Genomic DNA, 15,528 nt, shown 5'->3' with positions numbered 1-15,528 from the left:
GCCCGGTTTTACTTTTAACGCAGCGTTTCCGTCAGTACGCGGCCTTCCGCGCCTGACGGCGGACGCACGTGCAGCAGGTTCGCCAGCGTCGGCGCGATGTCGACCACTTCGGCGTACTGGCCGTAGTAGCCAGGCTTGATCCAGCGCTTGCCCATGATCAGCAGCGGCACGTTGGTGTCGTAGGCGTACGGCGAGCCGTGCGAGGTGCCGCTGATGCCGGTGCCGAAGTACCAGTACGGCTTGGTGACCACCATCAGGTCGCCGGAGGCTTCGCGGTTCCATGCGCGGCGCATCAGGGTGGCGATGCGCGTGGTGTTGGCGGCGCCGCTTTCAAGCTGCGTGCGGGTGTACGCTTCGACGATGCCGTTCTGCTTCAGCAGGAAGCGGGCGGCGGCGTTTTCCACTTCTTCCCGTTTCAAACCGCTCTTGTCGATCTGCTCGTAGTCGAGGTGGATGTTGGGCAGCGACCATGCGCTCAGCAGCTTGGCGCCGCCGAATTTGTCCGACAGGTGCTTGCCCAGCGCCGTCATCATCTTGTCGCCGTCGATGCGCTGGGCGTCGATGTGCTGCGTCTGCGAGAACTCCGGCGTGTTCGGGAAGCCATGGTCGGCGGTCAGCACCACCACCACGTTGTCCATGCCGATCCGCTTGTCCAGGTAGTTGAAGAAGTCGGCCAGCATGCGGTCCAGCCGCTGCAGGTGGTCGTGCGACAGCTTGCTTTCCGGGCCGAACGCGTGGTTGACATAGTCGTGCGCCGACAGGCTCACGCCCAGCAGGTCCGGCACGCCGGCGGGATTGCGGCCGAGGTTTTCGCCTTCGACGGCGGCGCGCGCGAAGTCGATGGTCAGCTGGTCGAGGAAGGGGCCGGTCTTCAGGTTGTTGTAATAGCCGGCGTCGATCTCGCCGCTTTCGCTGTAGTAGGTGTACGGCAGGCGGTTGTGCGTACCGGGTTTCGGCGCATTCAGGTCTTCGCTGGCGTCGCCGGCGTAGGCGGCTTCCGGCAGCAGCGCGGTCCACGACTTGCCGTAGTAGCGGTCCTGCGGCTTGCCCGCCTGGTACTGCTTGACCCAGTCCGGATGCTGCTTCATGTAGAAGGTGCTGCTGGCGAAGTCGCCGGTCTTGTCCATGTACATATAGGCGGTGCCGGTTTTACCGGCCAGCAGGATCGCGCCGCGATCCTTGCCGGAGACCGCCACCACCTTGCTGCGATTGCCGGTGGCATAGCGCAGCTGGTCGCCCAGCGTGTCGACCTTCAGGCGGTTCGGCGAGGTGCCGTCGCTGGACTTGGTCTCTTCGCCGATATAGGTGTAGTTGGTATCTTCGGTGCAGTAGACCGATTTCCTGGTGACCGGGTCGATCCAGTTGTTGCCGATGATGCCGTGCACATAGGGATAGGCGCCGGTCAGCACGGCGCTATGGCCGATCGCGGTGACGGTGATGCCGTGTGCCTGGTGCGCGTTGCTGAACGATGCGCCCTGGTCCAGCAGGCGGCGGAAGCCGCCCTGGCCGAACTGGTCGCGATAGCGCTGCAGCTGCTCGTTCGGCAGGCCGTCCACCACCATCACCAGCACCAGTTTCGGTTGCGCGGAGGCGGCCGGTGTCACGGAGGGGGCTGCCGCGTGGGCCCAGTCGGCGGCCAGGCAGAAGGTTAAGCAGGTGGCCAGGATCCGCAGGGCGGGCAGGCATGCCGGTACATTCTTTGTCATAGTTGCTCGTGTCAGGTTGGAGGAGGCCCGCGCGTGATGCGGGCAGCGTCCATGATACCCGAGCTGTGTGACGATGCGATGACAGAAAATCGCCGGTGGCCGGTTAGTCCGGCGTCAGGAACAGCGCCGAGGTCCAGACCCGCGACTGGTCGCGCTGCCGCGCCGTGACGAACAGCGGATGCTCGCGCCCCGGTTCCAGCGCCAGTTCGCCCAGCGCGATGCTGCCTGCCACCTCGCGCGGCAGCGCGCCTGCGCTGATGCGTTCAACCGCCACGCTCAATTCCGCTCCCGGCAGCTTTTGCTCCACGCCGCCGGCGGCCAGCAGTTCTTCTCCTGCCAGCGACAGCACGGCCTGCGGCGCATGGACATAGGCCTGCGGCTGCAGCGGATCGCCGACCTTGATATAACTGTCGAGGCGCGAGTGCACCTCGATGCGGGCGCCGGCCAGCGTCGACAGATCCAGTTCGATGCTGTCGGTATCGCCGCTGGTGCTGGTGCGGAAGGCGATGGTGGTGGCGTCCTGGCGCCAGACGGCTTGCTCGGGATGATCGAGGCCGTAGGCGCTGAAGTCGCGCACCACGGCGCCGGTCACGCGGATGGTGCCGCTCCAGTAGGCGCCGCGATAGCGCTCGTGCACCCGCGCGCCGCCGAGGCGCAGGCGGATGCGGCCGTCGGCCAGCCCCGCCTCACGGTGCAGGTCGCGCTGCCAGACCACGCGCGCGCCGTCGTACAGCGTGACCGATTCCCAGCCCTGGTCGCCCAGCAGGCGATAGTCGAGTTGCGCGCCGGCGCCGGTGCTCAGCACTTCGCCCATCCAGTGTTGTCCCAGTTTCAGGCTGGCGTAGCTGCGCTCCCCGGTGGTGGCGAAAGTGCGGCGCGCGCGCAGGGCGACGGCCACGCCTTCGCGGTCGAAGCGTTCGGCGATGACGCCGGTCAGGCCGCCGCGCGAGCCGAAGACGGCGGTGGCCGGCACGCCGCCGCCGCAACGGCCCTGGTGCTCGTCGCTGTTGGCGGCGGCGCCCATGCGGTAGCCTTTCCGCAGCGCCTCGGCATACACCCAGTGGAACTGGCCCCAGGCCGACGCCACTTCGATCAGCCTCTCCAGCTGCGGGTGGTGCCAGTCCAGGTTGCAGCGGCGGCCGCCGATGTGCGGCATCATCAGATGGCCTTCGGGATCGTCCGCGTAGGCCGCATACAGTTCGTCGACCGGCCAGGCGCCGGGCTTCAGCGTGCCGGCGGTGAACTCGTTCCACTCGAAGGAGCGCACCAGCCGGCCCTTGTCGTCGAAGGGGAAGCGCGGCTTGCCGTCGCGCAGGAAGACGATGTTGCGGTCACCGCCGGCGCTGGAGTTGCCGCACCATTCGGTGCCTGGATAGCAGACGAAGCGCCCAGGCTCGTTCAGTGCGTGGATCAGTTCCACGGCCTTGTTCCAACGCTGCTCGGTGATGTTGAAATCGTTGGCGGTGTAGCCCAGCACATCGAGGCCGGCGACGTCGCGGCCGTAGCTCAGGTTGTAGCTGGTGTCGTTGGTGCCGACCGTGTCGTCGGAGTGCACATGCAGGTCGGCGTACAGCGCGCGCAGGGCACCGCTGCTGTTTTCCACGTTGACGTAGGCGCTGGCCTCGGCCAGGCGCGGATCGTCGACGCCGGCCGCGATGCGCCATTCGCCGTTGCGCGCCAGGCGCAGGCCTTCGGCGCGCACCACGGCCCATCCGGATTCGGCCAGCGTATAGGCTTGTTCCCGCACTTCGCCTTCCGGGCCATGCAGCCGCAGCGTGCCGGCCAGCGGCAGGTTGCGGCAGGTGTTGCCCCAGGCGTCGTCGGCGCGGACGATGATGTCGAACGCTTCCTCGTTGCCGACCAGGCGCGGCGCCACGATCTGCAGGCTGGCCGGCGCGCCGGGCACGATGTCGATCAGGCTGTCGCCCGGCACCTCGGCAAACTTGGAGCTGCCCAGCGGATCGATGAACATGCGGAAGCGGAAGCCCTGTTCGACAAAGCTCTGCACCCGCGTGCCGCCGCCGCCCTGGCGCCGGTCGCCCAGGCGGATCACGATGCGATCGCCCGGGTTCAGGTAGCCGTCGACGATGTCGATGATGACGGCTTTCTGGAACGGCCGTTCGTGGCCTTTCTGGTCGAAGCGCACCTTCAGCTGCTGCACCGTGGCCGCGCTCTGGCCGGGCACCAGTTCGCCGGCGTGGTATTCGGCCGAGACGTAGTTGGCGCCGGCCGGATCGCTGGTCTGGAACAGCGCCCAGTCGGAATAGAACTTGAAGGCCAGCTTGAGCCAGGCGCCGTCGGCCAGGCCGGAGCCGCCGACCGTGTAGACCAGCTGCAGCTCGGTCCATTCTCCGGCCACCAGTTCGCTGCGCGGGCAGGACAGGCTGCCGAGGAAGGGCAGGTTCTTGTTGCGTTCATACAGGCCGATGGGCGCGATGTAGTCGCCGGCTTCGGTTTTCGGATCAAATTGCGGCATGTCGTTTTCCTTGTCTGTTTATGCGGTGCGCCAGTTTTCGTAGTGGCGTTCGATGCGGCGGAACACCAGGCTTTCCATCAGCCAGGCGATCAGGCCGATGATGGCGATGCCCAGCAGGACCTGGCTGCTGTTGCCGACCTGGCCGCCCATCGACACCATCCAGCCGATGCCCTTGCTGGCGCCGACCATCTCGGCGGCGACCAGCGCGCGCCAGGCCTGGCTGAAGCCGATGCGCAGCGCCGCCGTCAGCACCGGCAGCGACGCCGGCAGGTACACGTGCAGCAGCAGCTGCGCCGGCTTGGCGCCCAGCGCGCGGGCGGCGCGCACCTCGCCGCGGCCGATGGCCTGCACGCCTTGCTGGATGGTGACGGCCATCGGAAACGCCGCCGCCACCAGGATCACCACCATGATGGAGACGTAGCCCAGGCCGAAGATGATCATCGTCAGCGGCGCCCAGGCCACCGGCGGTATCGCCATGAACAGGCTGTTAAGCGGCGAGATGAAGGCGCGGAAGCGCGGCGACACGCCGCCTGTCACGCCCAGCAGCAGCGCCGCGGCGATGGCTGCGCCGAAGCCGCCCAGCTCCTCCAGCACGCTGGCCAGCAAATGCGGCCCGAGGCTGCCGTCGCGGACCCAGCGCGCCGCCTCGGCCAGCACTTCCCACGGCTGCGGCAGGACGTAGCTGGGAAAGCGGCTGGCGGCCAGGCCCCACGCCAGCAGCAGGAACGGCAGCGAGGCCCAGCTCCATGAAGGTTTCGGCCAGCGCATTTACGGCGCCGCCTTTGGTTGTGTTTTCAATTGCGTTTTCTGCTGCCACGACAGGTCCAGCAGCTGCTCGACCTTCAGCGGCTTGGGTATGAAGCCGAGCGCCAGCGAATAGTCCATCAGCCGCTGGATGAACTGCTGGTCCGACGTTTCCAGTTTGGCCGACCAGCCCAGGCGCTTGCGCGCTTCCTTGACCACCGCCTCCGGCGCCACGGTCTTGCCGTCGACGGTCTGGATCGGTGCGATCTTGAAGGTGTCGATGATGATGCGGTTGGCCGCATCCGGCTGTTCGTTGAGGAAGGCGATGGCCTTGTTATGGGCGCGCAGCAGCTTGACCACGTCGTCGGGCCGCTCGTGCAGGGTCTTGGGCACGGCCATGATCACGTACCACGGATAGTTGGGCAGCGCCTTGTTCACGTCCAGCACCAGCCGGCTGCCGCCGCGCAGCAGCGCCTCGCTGACGAACGGCTCCCACGAGAACGCCGCATCGGCCACGTGGCGGTCCAGCGCCGCGTTCATGTTCGCCGGCGGCATGGCGACGATAGACAGCTCATGCTCGGGATCGAGCCTGGCGTAGTCCTTCAACACATAGCCGCGCAGCAGCACGTCCATGCCGCTGCCCTTGGCCACGCCGGCCAGCTTCTTGCCGCGCAGGTCGGCCACCGTATTTATGCCGGCCTCGTTCGATGCGATCACGGCGGCCTGGCCGGAATTGACCTTGGCCAGTATCTTGCCTTCCAGCCCGCGCGAGAACCATTGATACACCGGCGGCGCGCCTACATAGGCGACATCGATTTCGCCCGCCGCCACCGCCTGCTGCAGCAGCGGTCCGTCGCCGAAGGATTTGAGTTCGACCTTCAGGCCCTCGGCCGCGAACAGGCCTTGCTGCTCGGCGACCGCCGCCGGCGCGTTGGCCATGGCGTAGACCCAGCCTATCCTCAGCGGCTGGCTGGCCGCCTGGGCAAACATGGACAGGGTGCCCAACAGCAGGGCGGCGAGGATGTTGTTACGCATGGGTGGTGCTCCTGGTCGGGGTGATCTGGTCCAGCAAGTCGTTGCGGTAGTCGAGGAAGCGCGGCAGGCGGCGCGTGTGCTGCAGGCTGCGCGGACGGGGCAGGTCGATGTCGACGATGGCGCGTATGCCTTCCGGCGCCGTGCCCAGCACCACCACGCGGTCGGCCAGGAAGATCGCCTCGTCGATATCGTGGGTGATGAAGACGGTGGTCTGGCCCAGCGCGGCCCACAGGCGCAGCGTCTCCTCGTTCATGGTGTTGCGGCTGATGGCGTCGAGCGCGGCGAAGGGCTCGTCCATCAGCAGCACTCGCGGTTCCAGCGCCAAGGTGCGCGCCAGCGACACGCGCTGCTGCATGCCGCCCGACAGCTGATGCGGCAGCTTGGCGCCGGCATCGGCCAGGCCGACCAGCTCAAGGTAAGACTGCGCACGTTCGATCTGCTCCGCGGCCGACAGCTGCCGCGCCATGCGCAGGCCGAAGCGCACGTTGTCCAGGGCGCTGAGCCACGGGAACAGGTTGGGCGACTGGAACACATAGCCCAGTTCCTGCATCTCCGGATTGACCGCGCGGCCGTTGATGCGCACGGTGCCACTATCCGGTTGCTGGAAGCCGGACAACAGGTTCAGCAAGGTCGATTTGCCGCAGCCGGATGGGCCGAGGATGGCGATGAATTCGCCGGGACGGACCTGCAGCGACAGGTCGCGGAACACTTGCTGGCCGCCCGGCCAGGCGAACGACACGCCGTCCAGCGACAGCGCGGCGGCGGGCGCAAAGGCAGATGAAATGGCGGCCGGTATCGCGGGAATTTTGTTGTTGGTCATGGCTGGAAATCCAAGCATTTTTTCGGTATGGCTGTGATAATACGTTTTAATACAAGTTGTAAGAACTGACATTTCCGCATTTGCATATCTGTTCCCTGATTGCCGCTTCCCGACCCGCTATGCACCTGATAAGAGAAAACATCGCCTCGCTGTACGAACAAATCGCCTCGCTGCTGCGCGAGGAAATCCAACAGGGCCGCTTCGAACCGACGGGAAAATTGCCGTCGGAGGCGGCGCTGTGCCTGCGCTTCGGCGTCAGCCGCGTGACGGTGCGGCTGGCGCTGGCCAGGCTGGAGCAGGAAGGGACGGTGGCGCGCAAGCAGGGCAAGGGCACCTACGCGGCGGGCAAGCAGCTGCGGCATGGCCTCGACCAGCTGCGCAGTTTTCACGAGTCCTTGCTGCAGCAGGGTTTGCAGGCCGAGATGCGGCTGCTGTCGCGCGAGATCGTCGATGCGCCGGGCGGCGCCTTGAGCGTGATGGGGGACGAGGATGGACGCTGCTTGCGGCTGCTGCGCCTGCATTTATTGGATGGCGCGCCGCTGGCGGTGGGCCGCAGCTATCTGCCGCTGTTGATGGACGCCGCGGATCGTGAACGCATGGAGCGCACGCCCTCGTATGCGATCTTGCGGGAGTTGACCGGCCAGGCGGTGGCGCGCGCCGACCTGGCGATCAAGGTGGGACAGGCCGACGCCGAACTGGCGACGGCGCTGGAAGTGGTGGAGGGCGCGCCGCTGCTGGTGATGGAGCGCAGCTCCTACTTCGCAGACGGCGCGTGCTGCGACCGGTCGCAGTTCTACATACGGCCGGAACGCTACGAGTTCGTCATCAAGACTTCGTTTGCGCAGGCTGGCGGCTAGCGCCGGCGCCGCCCGCGACCAGCTGCACGATGACGGCGACGACGATGTTCAGGATCAGCGCCAGCAAGCCGGTGTAGGCGGTGTAGTTGTCGCCGCCGATCACCAGCGTGTGAATAGGCTTGATGCCGTCGCTGAACGCCAGCCAGCTGCCGGCGCCGATGCCGACCGCCCAGCCGGACAGCAGCGCGCGCGAACCGAACCAGCCGAAGAACAGGCCGAACACCACCGACGGGAAGGTCTGCAGTATCCACACGCCGCCCAGCAGCTGCAGGTCGAGCGCGAATTTGGTCGGCAGGAACAGGATGAACACCAGCGCGCCCACCTTGACCACCAGCGACACCAGCTTGGCCACGCGGGCCTCGCCGGCCGGCGTGACGGCTGGATTGACGTAGGGCTTCCAGAAGTTGCGGGTGAACAGATTGGCCGCGCCGATCGACATCACGGCCGCCGGCACCAGCGCGCCGATGGCGATGGCGGCGAACGCGAAGCCGCTGAACCAGCTCGGGAACAAGGCGTTGAACAGCGCCGGCACCACGTCGTTGTTGTTCTTGACGGTGATCTTGGCGGCGTAGGCCATGAAGCCCAGCAGCGCGATCAGGCCGAGCAGGATGGTGTAGGCCGGCAGGAACACGGCGTTCTTGCGGATGGTGTCCGCGCTCTTGGCGGCGAAGATGCCGGTCAGCGTGTGCGGATACATGAAGGCGGCCATCGCCGAGCCCAGCGCCAGCGTGGCGAACGGCAGTATTTGCGCCGACTTCAGGGTCAGGCCGGTGTTGCCACCCTTGGCCGCGAACGCTTCGGCGGCGGAGGAGAACACCACGCCGTAGCCGCCCAGCTTCATCGGCACCAGCACCACCGCGACCAGCACGACGATGTAGATCATCAGGTCCTTGACGAAGGCGATCAGCGCCGGCGCGCGCAGGCCTGCCGAGTAGGTGTACAGGGCCAGGATGACGAAGGCGGCGGCCAGCGGCAGTTCGCCGGTCAGGCCCAGCGCCTTGATCACCACTTCCATGCCGACCAGCTGCAGCGCGATGTAGGGCATGGTGGCGACCACGCCGGTCAAGGCGATCGCGAACTCCAGAGGGCGCGACAGGTAGCGGCCATACACCACGTCGGCCGCCGTCACGTGGCCGGCTTTTTGCGCCGCGTGCCACAGCTTGGGCATGATCAGGAAGACGATCGGATACACCAGGATGGTGTACGGCAGCGCGAAGAAGCCGTAGGCGCCTACCGCGTACACCAGCGCCGGCACGGCGATCACGGTGTAGGCGGTGTAGAAGTCGCCGCCGACCAGGAACCAGGTGATCCAGGTGCCGAAGTTGCGGCCGCCCAGGCCCCATTCATCGAGGTGGGCGCCCTTGTTTTCCTTGCCGCTCTGCCAGCGCGAGGCGAGGAAGCCCATCACCGTCACCAGCGCGAAGAAGAAGATGAAGACGCTCAGCGCCGTCCAGTTGATTTGGCCGTCCATCATTCCTCTCCCTTTTTCAGGCCGTCCTGGTAGACGATCCAGATGATGAGCGCCGTCAGCGGCACCCACGCGAATTGATACCAGTAGAAGAAGGGGAAGCCGAACAGCGATGGGAGTTCGTGGTTGTAGAACGGGAGCCACAGGAGGCCGATAAACGGCAGGGCGAGCAGATAGCGCATGAGGATCTCCATGATCAGGATTGTTATGCGTAGAGACGCCATCGGTCTTTTATACCGATGGTCGTCAATCGTGGGCGACAATCTATCATATTGAAAGAAAGCCTGCAGCGCCTCCCTCTAAATGATGGCTAGGGCTGCGGATTCCAGCCGGCGCCGCTGCCATAGGCGCTGAACACCTTGGCGCGGTCGGCGAAGCCCGCCGCCACGTCGCTGGCGCTGAGCTGGAAGCCGCCGACTCGTGCCGCCAGGTTGATCGGCGTGCCGTTCAGCGTGGTGCTGCCGTATTCGCGCCAGCCGCTGGTTGCGGTGGGCACCACGGGATTCGGCGCCGGCTGGCCGTTCACGCCCGCGCCGGCCCAGCCCACCGTGGCCACATGCGCATCCATCCTGGTATTGATGAAGGCGATGTTGTCCCACGTCGTCGTGCCGCCCGGGCTGCGCGCCAGGTAGGTGGCGCCGGCCGGCACGTCGCCGTGCAGCGGTCCGGGACCGGCGCCGTGCGTCAGGCTGCTGTTGAGGAAGACGTAGCCCTTGTCGGTGGCGTTGGCCACGCGCGCCTGCAGCACGTAGCCGCCGCTGGTGGCGCTGGTGGTGTCGCCGACCGAGCGGATTTCGCTTTCCTCGAACAGCGCGGCGCGGCTGCCGCCCCAGATGAAGTCCACGTTGCCGGCCACCAGCGAGCGATAGAACCACGAGTAGCCCTTCAGGTTCAGCGTGTCCTGCTCGCTGAAGAAGTTGGCGTTCTTCGCCACCAGGCGGCCGGTGTCGCTATTGAAGTAGATGGTTTCCGCCTGCGCCGAGATGGCGCTCGAGCGCAGCGTGGTGTTCTTCAGCGTGAGCGTGTCGAGGGTCAGCATGTCGGCCGATTCGACCATCATCACCGCGCGGCCGCCGGACGGCGTGGCGCTGTCGCCATTGGCCTGGCTGGCGCCGGAGCCGGTGTTCAGGGTATCGTAGTTGGCGTACTGGATGACGGCGCCGTCGCGGCTTTCGCCCACCAGCGTCACGTTGTTCTTGCCGCGCAGGTAGAGCAGCTCGTTGTAGACGCCGTTGCGGACGTTGATGGTCAGCGGATCGCTGGCGCCCAGTTCCTTCATCGCGTAGTTGAGCGCCGCCTGCACGGTGTTGAAGTCCGCGTCGTCGCCGGCGCCCACGGTCAGGCTGGCGGCGGCGCCGGCCGGGCCCGCGGCGCGGGTGGTGAACGACCAGTCGCCCAGCTTGCCGATGCCGGTGAACGGTATGCCGCCCAGCGTGGCGCCGTTGAACACGCCGTTGGCGACTGCCACGTAGTACTCGGTGCCGTAAGCGAGCTTGTTGCTGTGCGGTTTGATCGTCACCGTGTTGCCGCTGACGGCGACCGGCGTGGTGTTGACCTTGCGGATGCTGGCCTGGCCGGCATAGCCCAGGATATCGGTCTCGCCGGACAGGCGGATGACGTCCACCAGCGCGTCGTCGGTCTTGCGGAAGATGCGGATGCTGCCGCTGGTTCCCAGCGTCGGCGGCGTATCGAAGGTCAGCTTGAGCGAGGCGTCGATATTGGCGTTGCCGGCATGCGCGGGGGGCATGACCGCGCCGGTCAGCGGATAGGCTTGCGCCGGCTGCACGAACTGCGGACTGATGGTGGCGGCGATGGTGCGCTGCAGGGTCGGATCGGAATCGCTGGCGATGGTGACGGTGGCGTTGCCGGCGCCGACCGCCGTCACGGTCAGCACCGTGCCGTTGATGGCCACCGCGGCCACCGCCGGGTTGCTGGAGCTGGCGGTGAAGGTGTCGAGCGTGCCGTTCGGCTTGACCGCCGTGACGTTGACGGCGAGCGGCGCATCGCCCACTTCCGCCGAGTAGCTCAGCGTCGACGGATTGAGCGTCAGCTGCGAAGGCTTGAGTGCCGGATCGCCGATGCGCACGTCGTCGATCTGGAACGACTTGTTGGCCGTGTACAGGCCGACCAGGCCGCGATCGGCAAAGGAGGCATCGGTGACGGTGCCCAGCGCTTCGCCGTCAAGATAGACGGTCAGCGAAGTGCCGATCATTTCGAAGCGCACGGTGTAGAACTGCGCGTCCATCTGGATCGGCTTCTTCACCTGCTTGGGCCGCGACAGCGTCCCGGCCAGCATCCTGGCGATTTCCACCTGGGTGCTGGCGGTGCTGCTCTGCACATTGAGGCCGCCACCGTACCAGTTGGCGGCGTCCTTGTAGCGGGTGACCAGGTACAGCAGCTTGTTGCCGGTGGTGCCGTTGGTCATCGGCTTGATGCGCGCCTCGACGTAGTAGTCGCCGGATGGCACCGCGCTCATGGCCGCGGGCTTCAGCAGCGCCAGCACGCCGCCGGTGCTGGCCGCCGTGTACTGCATCACCATGTTGGCGGCGCCTATGCTTTCAGCCTTGACGCTGAAGCTGCCGTTGGCGCCGGCCACGGGCAGCAGGTTCCAATTGGACGAGCTGCCGTTCTGGAAGTCGTCGCAGAAGTACAGGCCCGAAGGCGGGCAGGCCAGCGTGACGGTGACGTCGGGCGTGACGTTGCCGCTGCCGGTGATCGCCGTGGCCAGCTTGCCGCCGCCGGCCTGCGCCAGCGCGTTGGCCTTGACCAGCGCCTGCGGCCGCGCGGAGTAGGCGTACGGCACCGTGTAGGCGACGCTGTTCGGCACCGAGCATCCGGCCAGGGCGGTGCCGTTCAGCACCGAGCCGCTGTCCCTGAAGGCGCCGGGCACGGTGCCGCCTATCGGCTCGACCACGTCGTCGCAGCGAGACACCCCGGCGATCTCGAACACGTTGTTGTTGGACAGGATCTGCGCGGCCTGGCCGACGCCGATGCTGTATTCGTAAGGGTAGGCCGGGTGCGATCTGCTGCCGACGAAGTAGTTGTTGTACACGTGGACCTGGCCGTAGCGCACGCGCGGCGCGCGGCTGACGATATCGCGGAACACGTTGTTGCTGAAGGTGACGTGCAGCTTGCCGCTGTCAGCGACGGCCGTGTCGCTGGAGCCGATCAGGTTGTTCTTGCGGTGCTGGCCGAAGACGTTGTACGACACCGTCACGTAGTCCGAGGCGTTGGTGACGTCGAGCGCGCCGTCGTGGCATTGCTTGACCTGGCCATTCTCGACCGGCAGCAGGTCGTCGGTCATGGCGCCGTCGGTGAAGGTGTTGTGGTCGATCCAGATGTGGTCCGAGCCGCTGACGCCGATGCCGTCATAGGCCGAGTTCCAGTTGCCCAGCGCGCCGTCGGTCGGATCCCAGATCGGCCCGACGTCGCAGGGATTGACGATCTTCAGGTTGCGGATGATGACCTGCGAGACGTTGGACAGGATGATATGGCCGTTGACGATGCCGGAATTGGCGCCGTCGCCGATCAGCGTGGTGTTGCTGGGCAGGCGTATCAGGCCGCGGATGGCCTGGTCGCCGGTGTTCGCATACGGCACGCCTTCGCTCATGTCGATGGTGCCGGCGAGCTTGATGATCTTGGCGTTGCTGCCGCCATGCTTGATCGCCGCCAGCAGCTGCGCGCGGTTGGCCGCCGTGTAGATGTTGGACGACAGCGCGGCCGAACCGCCGGCGGTGCCGCCGGCCTGGCCGGCAAAGCCGTCGGCCGGCGCCGCTTGCAGCGCGACGTCGGCCGCCGTGGCGACGGCGACGCCGCCGGCCAGCAGGGAAAACAAAAGGGACAGGCGTAGCGCCGCCCTGAAACCTGTGCGTTTCATAAGGTGCTCCTTGAGTGTGAGGGCGGACTAGTTCTGTTTGCGGCGCAGGCGGCCCAGCAGGCCCAGGCCCGCCAGCAGCATCCACGCGGCGGCCGGCTCGGGCACCGGCGCGGTCGGCGACTGCAGCGTGATCGCCGTTTCCAGCGGACTGTAGTCGCCGTTCCAGCTCACGCCGCTCAGGTCGATGGCGATGGTGTGGTTGTTCACCAGGGTCAGCACCGGCGTGCCGGTGGTGGCGCCGGCATCGGTCACGCCGAAGCCGGTGATGGGGGCGGCCAGCGTGGCGCCGAAATCGAAGCTGGCGCTGTAGCTGCCGGCGGCCAGCGGACCGTTGTTATAGATGGTCAGGTGGCCGTTGGGCGCGAAGTCGAACACCAGCGCGTAGTCGGCGCTGATGAATTCGGCATTGGACAAATAGGGATCGAGGCCGCTGACGTTGCTGCCGGCGTCGGCCGCGAAGCCGTGGTCGGCGCCCAGCATGCCCGCGGCGTCGCCGTTATAGGCGGCGGTGATGACGGCGTTGTGCAGCGGATCGGCGGTCGCTTGCGCGCCGCCGGCGGCGAGCGCAAGACATGCGGCCGCCATGGCTTTGAGTACGGGATTGTGCATTTGTGTCTCCAGATATTGAGTTCAACAACGCCGGTCTGTGCCGGGTGCCGGTCGGCACACCTCGCGTATGCCGCGCCACCGCGAGGAGGGCGCCGGGAGGGCCGAGCTCGCAGTTGGTCAAAAATCTGTGTGATGCAGTAAGCAGCTTCAAGCGCTTAAGTGGTCGGCCAATTCTATGGTGGTCTGACCAATTTTGCAAGGTGGACTGGCCGGTAAGTTGAAAATGTGTTGCTTCTTCGGCAGTGGCCGTCCATCGCAACTCCCGGGGGAAGCGCAGCGACTCTGTGCTGCGTCAATCGTGCGCTGCCCGGCGACAGTATCGTTTGAGATCCCCCCCAACACCTCAGAGGAGAATTCAGATGGCAACTACTTCCCACCCGAATATCATTCCCGGCAGCGGCCAATTGGCGTTGCAGGGCGCGGTCGCGCTGGGTCCGGTGGCGGACGAGCAGACCTTGGAAATCACGGTCCGGCTGCGCGCCAGCCCGGTGCTGGCGCCGCTGGACCTGCAGCCGGCCACGGCCGACACCTCGCCCGGCGGCCGCCGGTACCTGAGCCGCGAACAGTTCGCCCAGGCGCATGGCGCCAGCGACGACGACATCGCCAAGGTGGAAGACTTCGCCCGGCAGCGCGGCATGGCGGTCATCAGCAGCAGCCCGGCCCAGCGCCGCGTGGTGCTGGCCGGCACGGCGGCGCAGATGAGCGCCGCGTTCGGCGTGCAGCTGCAAGAGTATGAATACCCGGACGGCAGCTATCGCGGCCGGGTCGGCGAACTGAGCGTGCCCGATGAGCTGGCCGGCGTGGTCGAAGGCGTGTTCGGGCTGGACGACCGGCCGGTGGCCACGCCCAAGTTCCAGCGCCTGCAGCTGGACACCTTCGCCTCGATGGCGGCGGCCAATATCTCCTTCACGCCGCCGCAGCTGGCGCAGATGTACAACTTTCCGCAGGGGCTGGACGGCAGCGGCCAGTGCATCGGCATTATCGAGCTGGGCGGCGGCAGCCGGCCGCGCGACCTGCGCATCTACTTCGGCGAACTGGGGCTGCCGGTGCCGCGCGTCAAATCGATTTCGATCGACCACGCCAAGAACCGGCCGACCACGGCCAACAGCGCCGACGGCGAAGTGATGCTCGATATCGAAGTGGCGGGCGCCGTCGCGCCGGGCGCGCTGATCGCCGTGTATTACGCGCCGAACACCGAGCGCGGCTTCCTCGACGCCATCACCGCCGCCGTGCACGACGACGTCAACCGGCCGTCGGTGATCTCGATCAGCTGGGGCGCGCCGGAATCGGCCTGGACCGGGCAGGCGATGATGGCCTACGAGCAGGTCTTCGCCGATGCCGCCGCGATGGGCGTGACCATCCTGTGCGCGGCGGGCGACAACGGCTCGACCGACGGCGTGGCCGACGGCGCCCAGCACGTCGACTTCCCGGCGTCGGCGCCGCACGCGCTGGCCTGCGGCGGCACGCGGGTGACGATGCAGGATGGCGGCGCGCCGGCCGAGTCGGTGTGGAACAACGGTCCGAACAGCGCCACCGGCGGCGGCTTCAGCAGCTTCTTCGCCCGTCCGGATTACCAGGCCGGTGTCGGCAACGGCCAGGCGGCGCGCGGCGTGCCCGACGTGGCCGGCGACGCCGATCCGGCCAGCGGCTACCGGGTGAGGGTGGACGGCCAGACGCTGGTGATCGGCGGCACCAGTGCCGTGGCGCCGCTGTGGGCCGGGCTGCTGGCGCTGATCAACCAGAAAATCGGCCGCCCGGTCGGCTTCCTCAATCCGCTGCTGTACGGTTCGCTGCAAGGCAAGGGCGTAACCCGCGACGTCGTCGTTGGCAATAATGGAGCGCAACAGGCGGCCCAGGGATGGGATGCCTGCACCGGTTGGGGCTGTCCCGATGGGGAAAAACTATTGCAGGCACTGAGCAATTAATTTTACCGATC

The 15,528-nt window shown here is 66.8% G+C and carries 11 protein-coding genes; 2 read left to right on the top strand and 9 right to left on the bottom strand.

The features are described from left to right. Positions 1 to 14: 14 nt before the first annotated feature. The 5 genes from ABWW33_RS27530 to ABWW33_RS27510 all read right to left on the bottom strand — a co-directional run bounded on the left by ABWW33_RS27530 (position 15) and on the right by ABWW33_RS27510 (position 6,781). Entirely contained in the window at positions 15 to 1,706 is a 1,692-nt protein-coding gene (locus ABWW33_RS27530; RefSeq protein ID WP_353404635.1) for an alkaline phosphatase family protein, read from the bottom strand. A 103-nt stretch (positions 1,707 to 1,809) separates the two neighbouring features. Next, complete coding sequence (locus tag ABWW33_RS27525; RefSeq protein WP_353404633.1) at positions 1,810 to 4,182, bottom strand: CehA/McbA family metallohydrolase domain-containing protein; 2,373 nt, start codon at positions 4,180 to 4,182, stop codon at positions 1,810 to 1,812. Between the two features lie 18 nt (positions 4,183 to 4,200). Beyond that, positions 4,201 to 4,950, bottom strand: coding sequence for an ABC transporter permease (locus ABWW33_RS27520; protein ID WP_353404632.1), 750 nt, complete (start codon positions 4,948 to 4,950; stop codon positions 4,201 to 4,203). After that, entirely contained in the window at positions 4,951 to 5,961 is a 1,011-nt protein-coding gene (locus ABWW33_RS27515) for an ABC transporter substrate-binding protein (protein ID WP_353404631.1), read from the bottom strand. Then, entirely contained in the window at positions 5,954 to 6,781 is an 828-nt protein-coding gene (locus ABWW33_RS27510) for an ABC transporter ATP-binding protein (RefSeq protein WP_353404629.1), read from the bottom strand. Before ABWW33_RS27510 ends, ABWW33_RS27515 begins: the two co-directional genes overlap by 8 nt. Positions 6,782 to 6,900: 119 nt before the next feature. Between ABWW33_RS27510 and ABWW33_RS27505 the strand changes: the two genes are divergently transcribed. Beyond that, positions 6,901 to 7,638 carry a GntR family transcriptional regulator gene (locus ABWW33_RS27505; protein ID WP_353404628.1) on the top strand — a complete coding sequence of 246 codons (738 nt, stop codon included), beginning with the start codon at positions 6,901 to 6,903 and terminating at the stop codon, positions 7,636 to 7,638. Here ABWW33_RS27505 and mctP read toward each other — a convergent pair. From mctP to ABWW33_RS27485, 4 genes are all read right to left on the bottom strand, one after another. Further along, positions 7,607 to 9,109, bottom strand: coding sequence for a monocarboxylate uptake permease MctP (gene mctP / locus ABWW33_RS27500; RefSeq protein ID WP_176652104.1), 1,503 nt, complete (start codon positions 9,107 to 9,109; stop codon positions 7,607 to 7,609). The genes ABWW33_RS27505 and mctP overlap by 32 nt on opposite strands. Beyond that, a complete protein-coding gene (locus ABWW33_RS27495) occupies positions 9,109 to 9,288 on the bottom strand; it encodes a DUF3311 domain-containing protein (protein ID WP_176651497.1) in 180 nt (59 codons plus the stop codon). Before ABWW33_RS27495 ends, mctP begins: the two co-directional genes overlap by 1 nt. 128 nt (positions 9,289 to 9,416) lie before the next feature. Continuing rightward, positions 9,417 to 12,983: a pectinesterase family protein gene (locus ABWW33_RS27490; RefSeq protein WP_353404627.1), complete on the bottom strand. Its 3,567-nt coding sequence runs from the start codon at positions 12,981 to 12,983 to the stop codon at positions 9,417 to 9,419. Between the two features lie 27 nt (positions 12,984 to 13,010). Continuing rightward, positions 13,011 to 13,592 (bottom strand): PEP-CTERM sorting domain-containing protein, encoded by a 582-nt coding sequence (locus ABWW33_RS27485; protein ID WP_353404626.1) that lies wholly within the window; start codon positions 13,590 to 13,592, stop codon positions 13,011 to 13,013. Between the two features lie 359 nt (positions 13,593 to 13,951). Between ABWW33_RS27485 and ABWW33_RS27480 the strand changes: the two genes are divergently transcribed. Next, positions 13,952 to 15,517, top strand: a complete 1,566-nt coding sequence (locus tag ABWW33_RS27480) for a S53 family peptidase (protein ID WP_353404625.1) — start codon at positions 13,952 to 13,954, stop codon at positions 15,515 to 15,517. Positions 15,518 to 15,528 lie beyond the last annotated feature (11 nt).

Origin of the sequence: Duganella hordei, from assembly GCF_040369125.1 — a bacterium.
In the GTDB taxonomy this organism is placed as follows: domain Bacteria; phylum Pseudomonadota; class Gammaproteobacteria; order Burkholderiales; family Burkholderiaceae_D; genus Rugamonas; species Rugamonas hordei.
The sequence above is the reverse complement of the archived record's forward strand: the minus strand, read 5'-3'. Positions and strand labels throughout refer to the sequence as shown.

Bases quoted from the DNA above. Each gene is read 5' to 3' on its own strand.
- ABWW33_RS27530 (WP_353404635.1), bottom strand. From the start codon at position 1,706: ATGACAAAGAATGTACCGGCATGCCTGCCCGCCCTGCGGATCCTGGCC.
- ABWW33_RS27525 (WP_353404633.1), bottom strand. From the start codon at position 4,182: ATGCCGCAATTTGATCCGAAAACCGAAGCCGGCGACTACATCGCGCCC.
- ABWW33_RS27520 (WP_353404632.1), bottom strand. From the start codon at position 4,950: ATGCGCTGGCCGAAACCTTCATGGAGCTGGGCCTCGCTGCCGTTCCTG.
- ABWW33_RS27515 (WP_353404631.1), bottom strand. From the start codon at position 5,961: ATGCGTAACAACATCCTCGCCGCCCTGCTGTTGGGCACCCTGTCCATG.
- ABWW33_RS27510 (WP_353404629.1), bottom strand. From the start codon at position 6,781: ATGACCAACAACAAAATTCCCGCGATACCGGCCGCCATTTCATCTGCC.
- ABWW33_RS27505 (WP_353404628.1), top strand. From the start codon at position 6,901: ATGCACCTGATAAGAGAAAACATCGCCTCGCTGTACGAACAAATCGCC.
- mctP (WP_176652104.1), bottom strand. From the start codon at position 9,109: ATGGACGGCCAAATCAACTGGACGGCGCTGAGCGTCTTCATCTTCTTC.
- ABWW33_RS27495 (WP_176651497.1), bottom strand. From the start codon at position 9,288: ATGCGCTATCTGCTCGCCCTGCCGTTTATCGGCCTCCTGTGGCTCCCG.
- ABWW33_RS27490 (WP_353404627.1), bottom strand. From the start codon at position 12,983: ATGAAACGCACAGGTTTCAGGGCGGCGCTACGCCTGTCCCTTTTGTTT.
- ABWW33_RS27485 (WP_353404626.1), bottom strand. From the start codon at position 13,592: ATGCACAATCCCGTACTCAAAGCCATGGCGGCCGCATGTCTTGCGCTC.
- ABWW33_RS27480 (WP_353404625.1), top strand. From the start codon at position 13,952: ATGGCAACTACTTCCCACCCGAATATCATTCCCGGCAGCGGCCAATTG.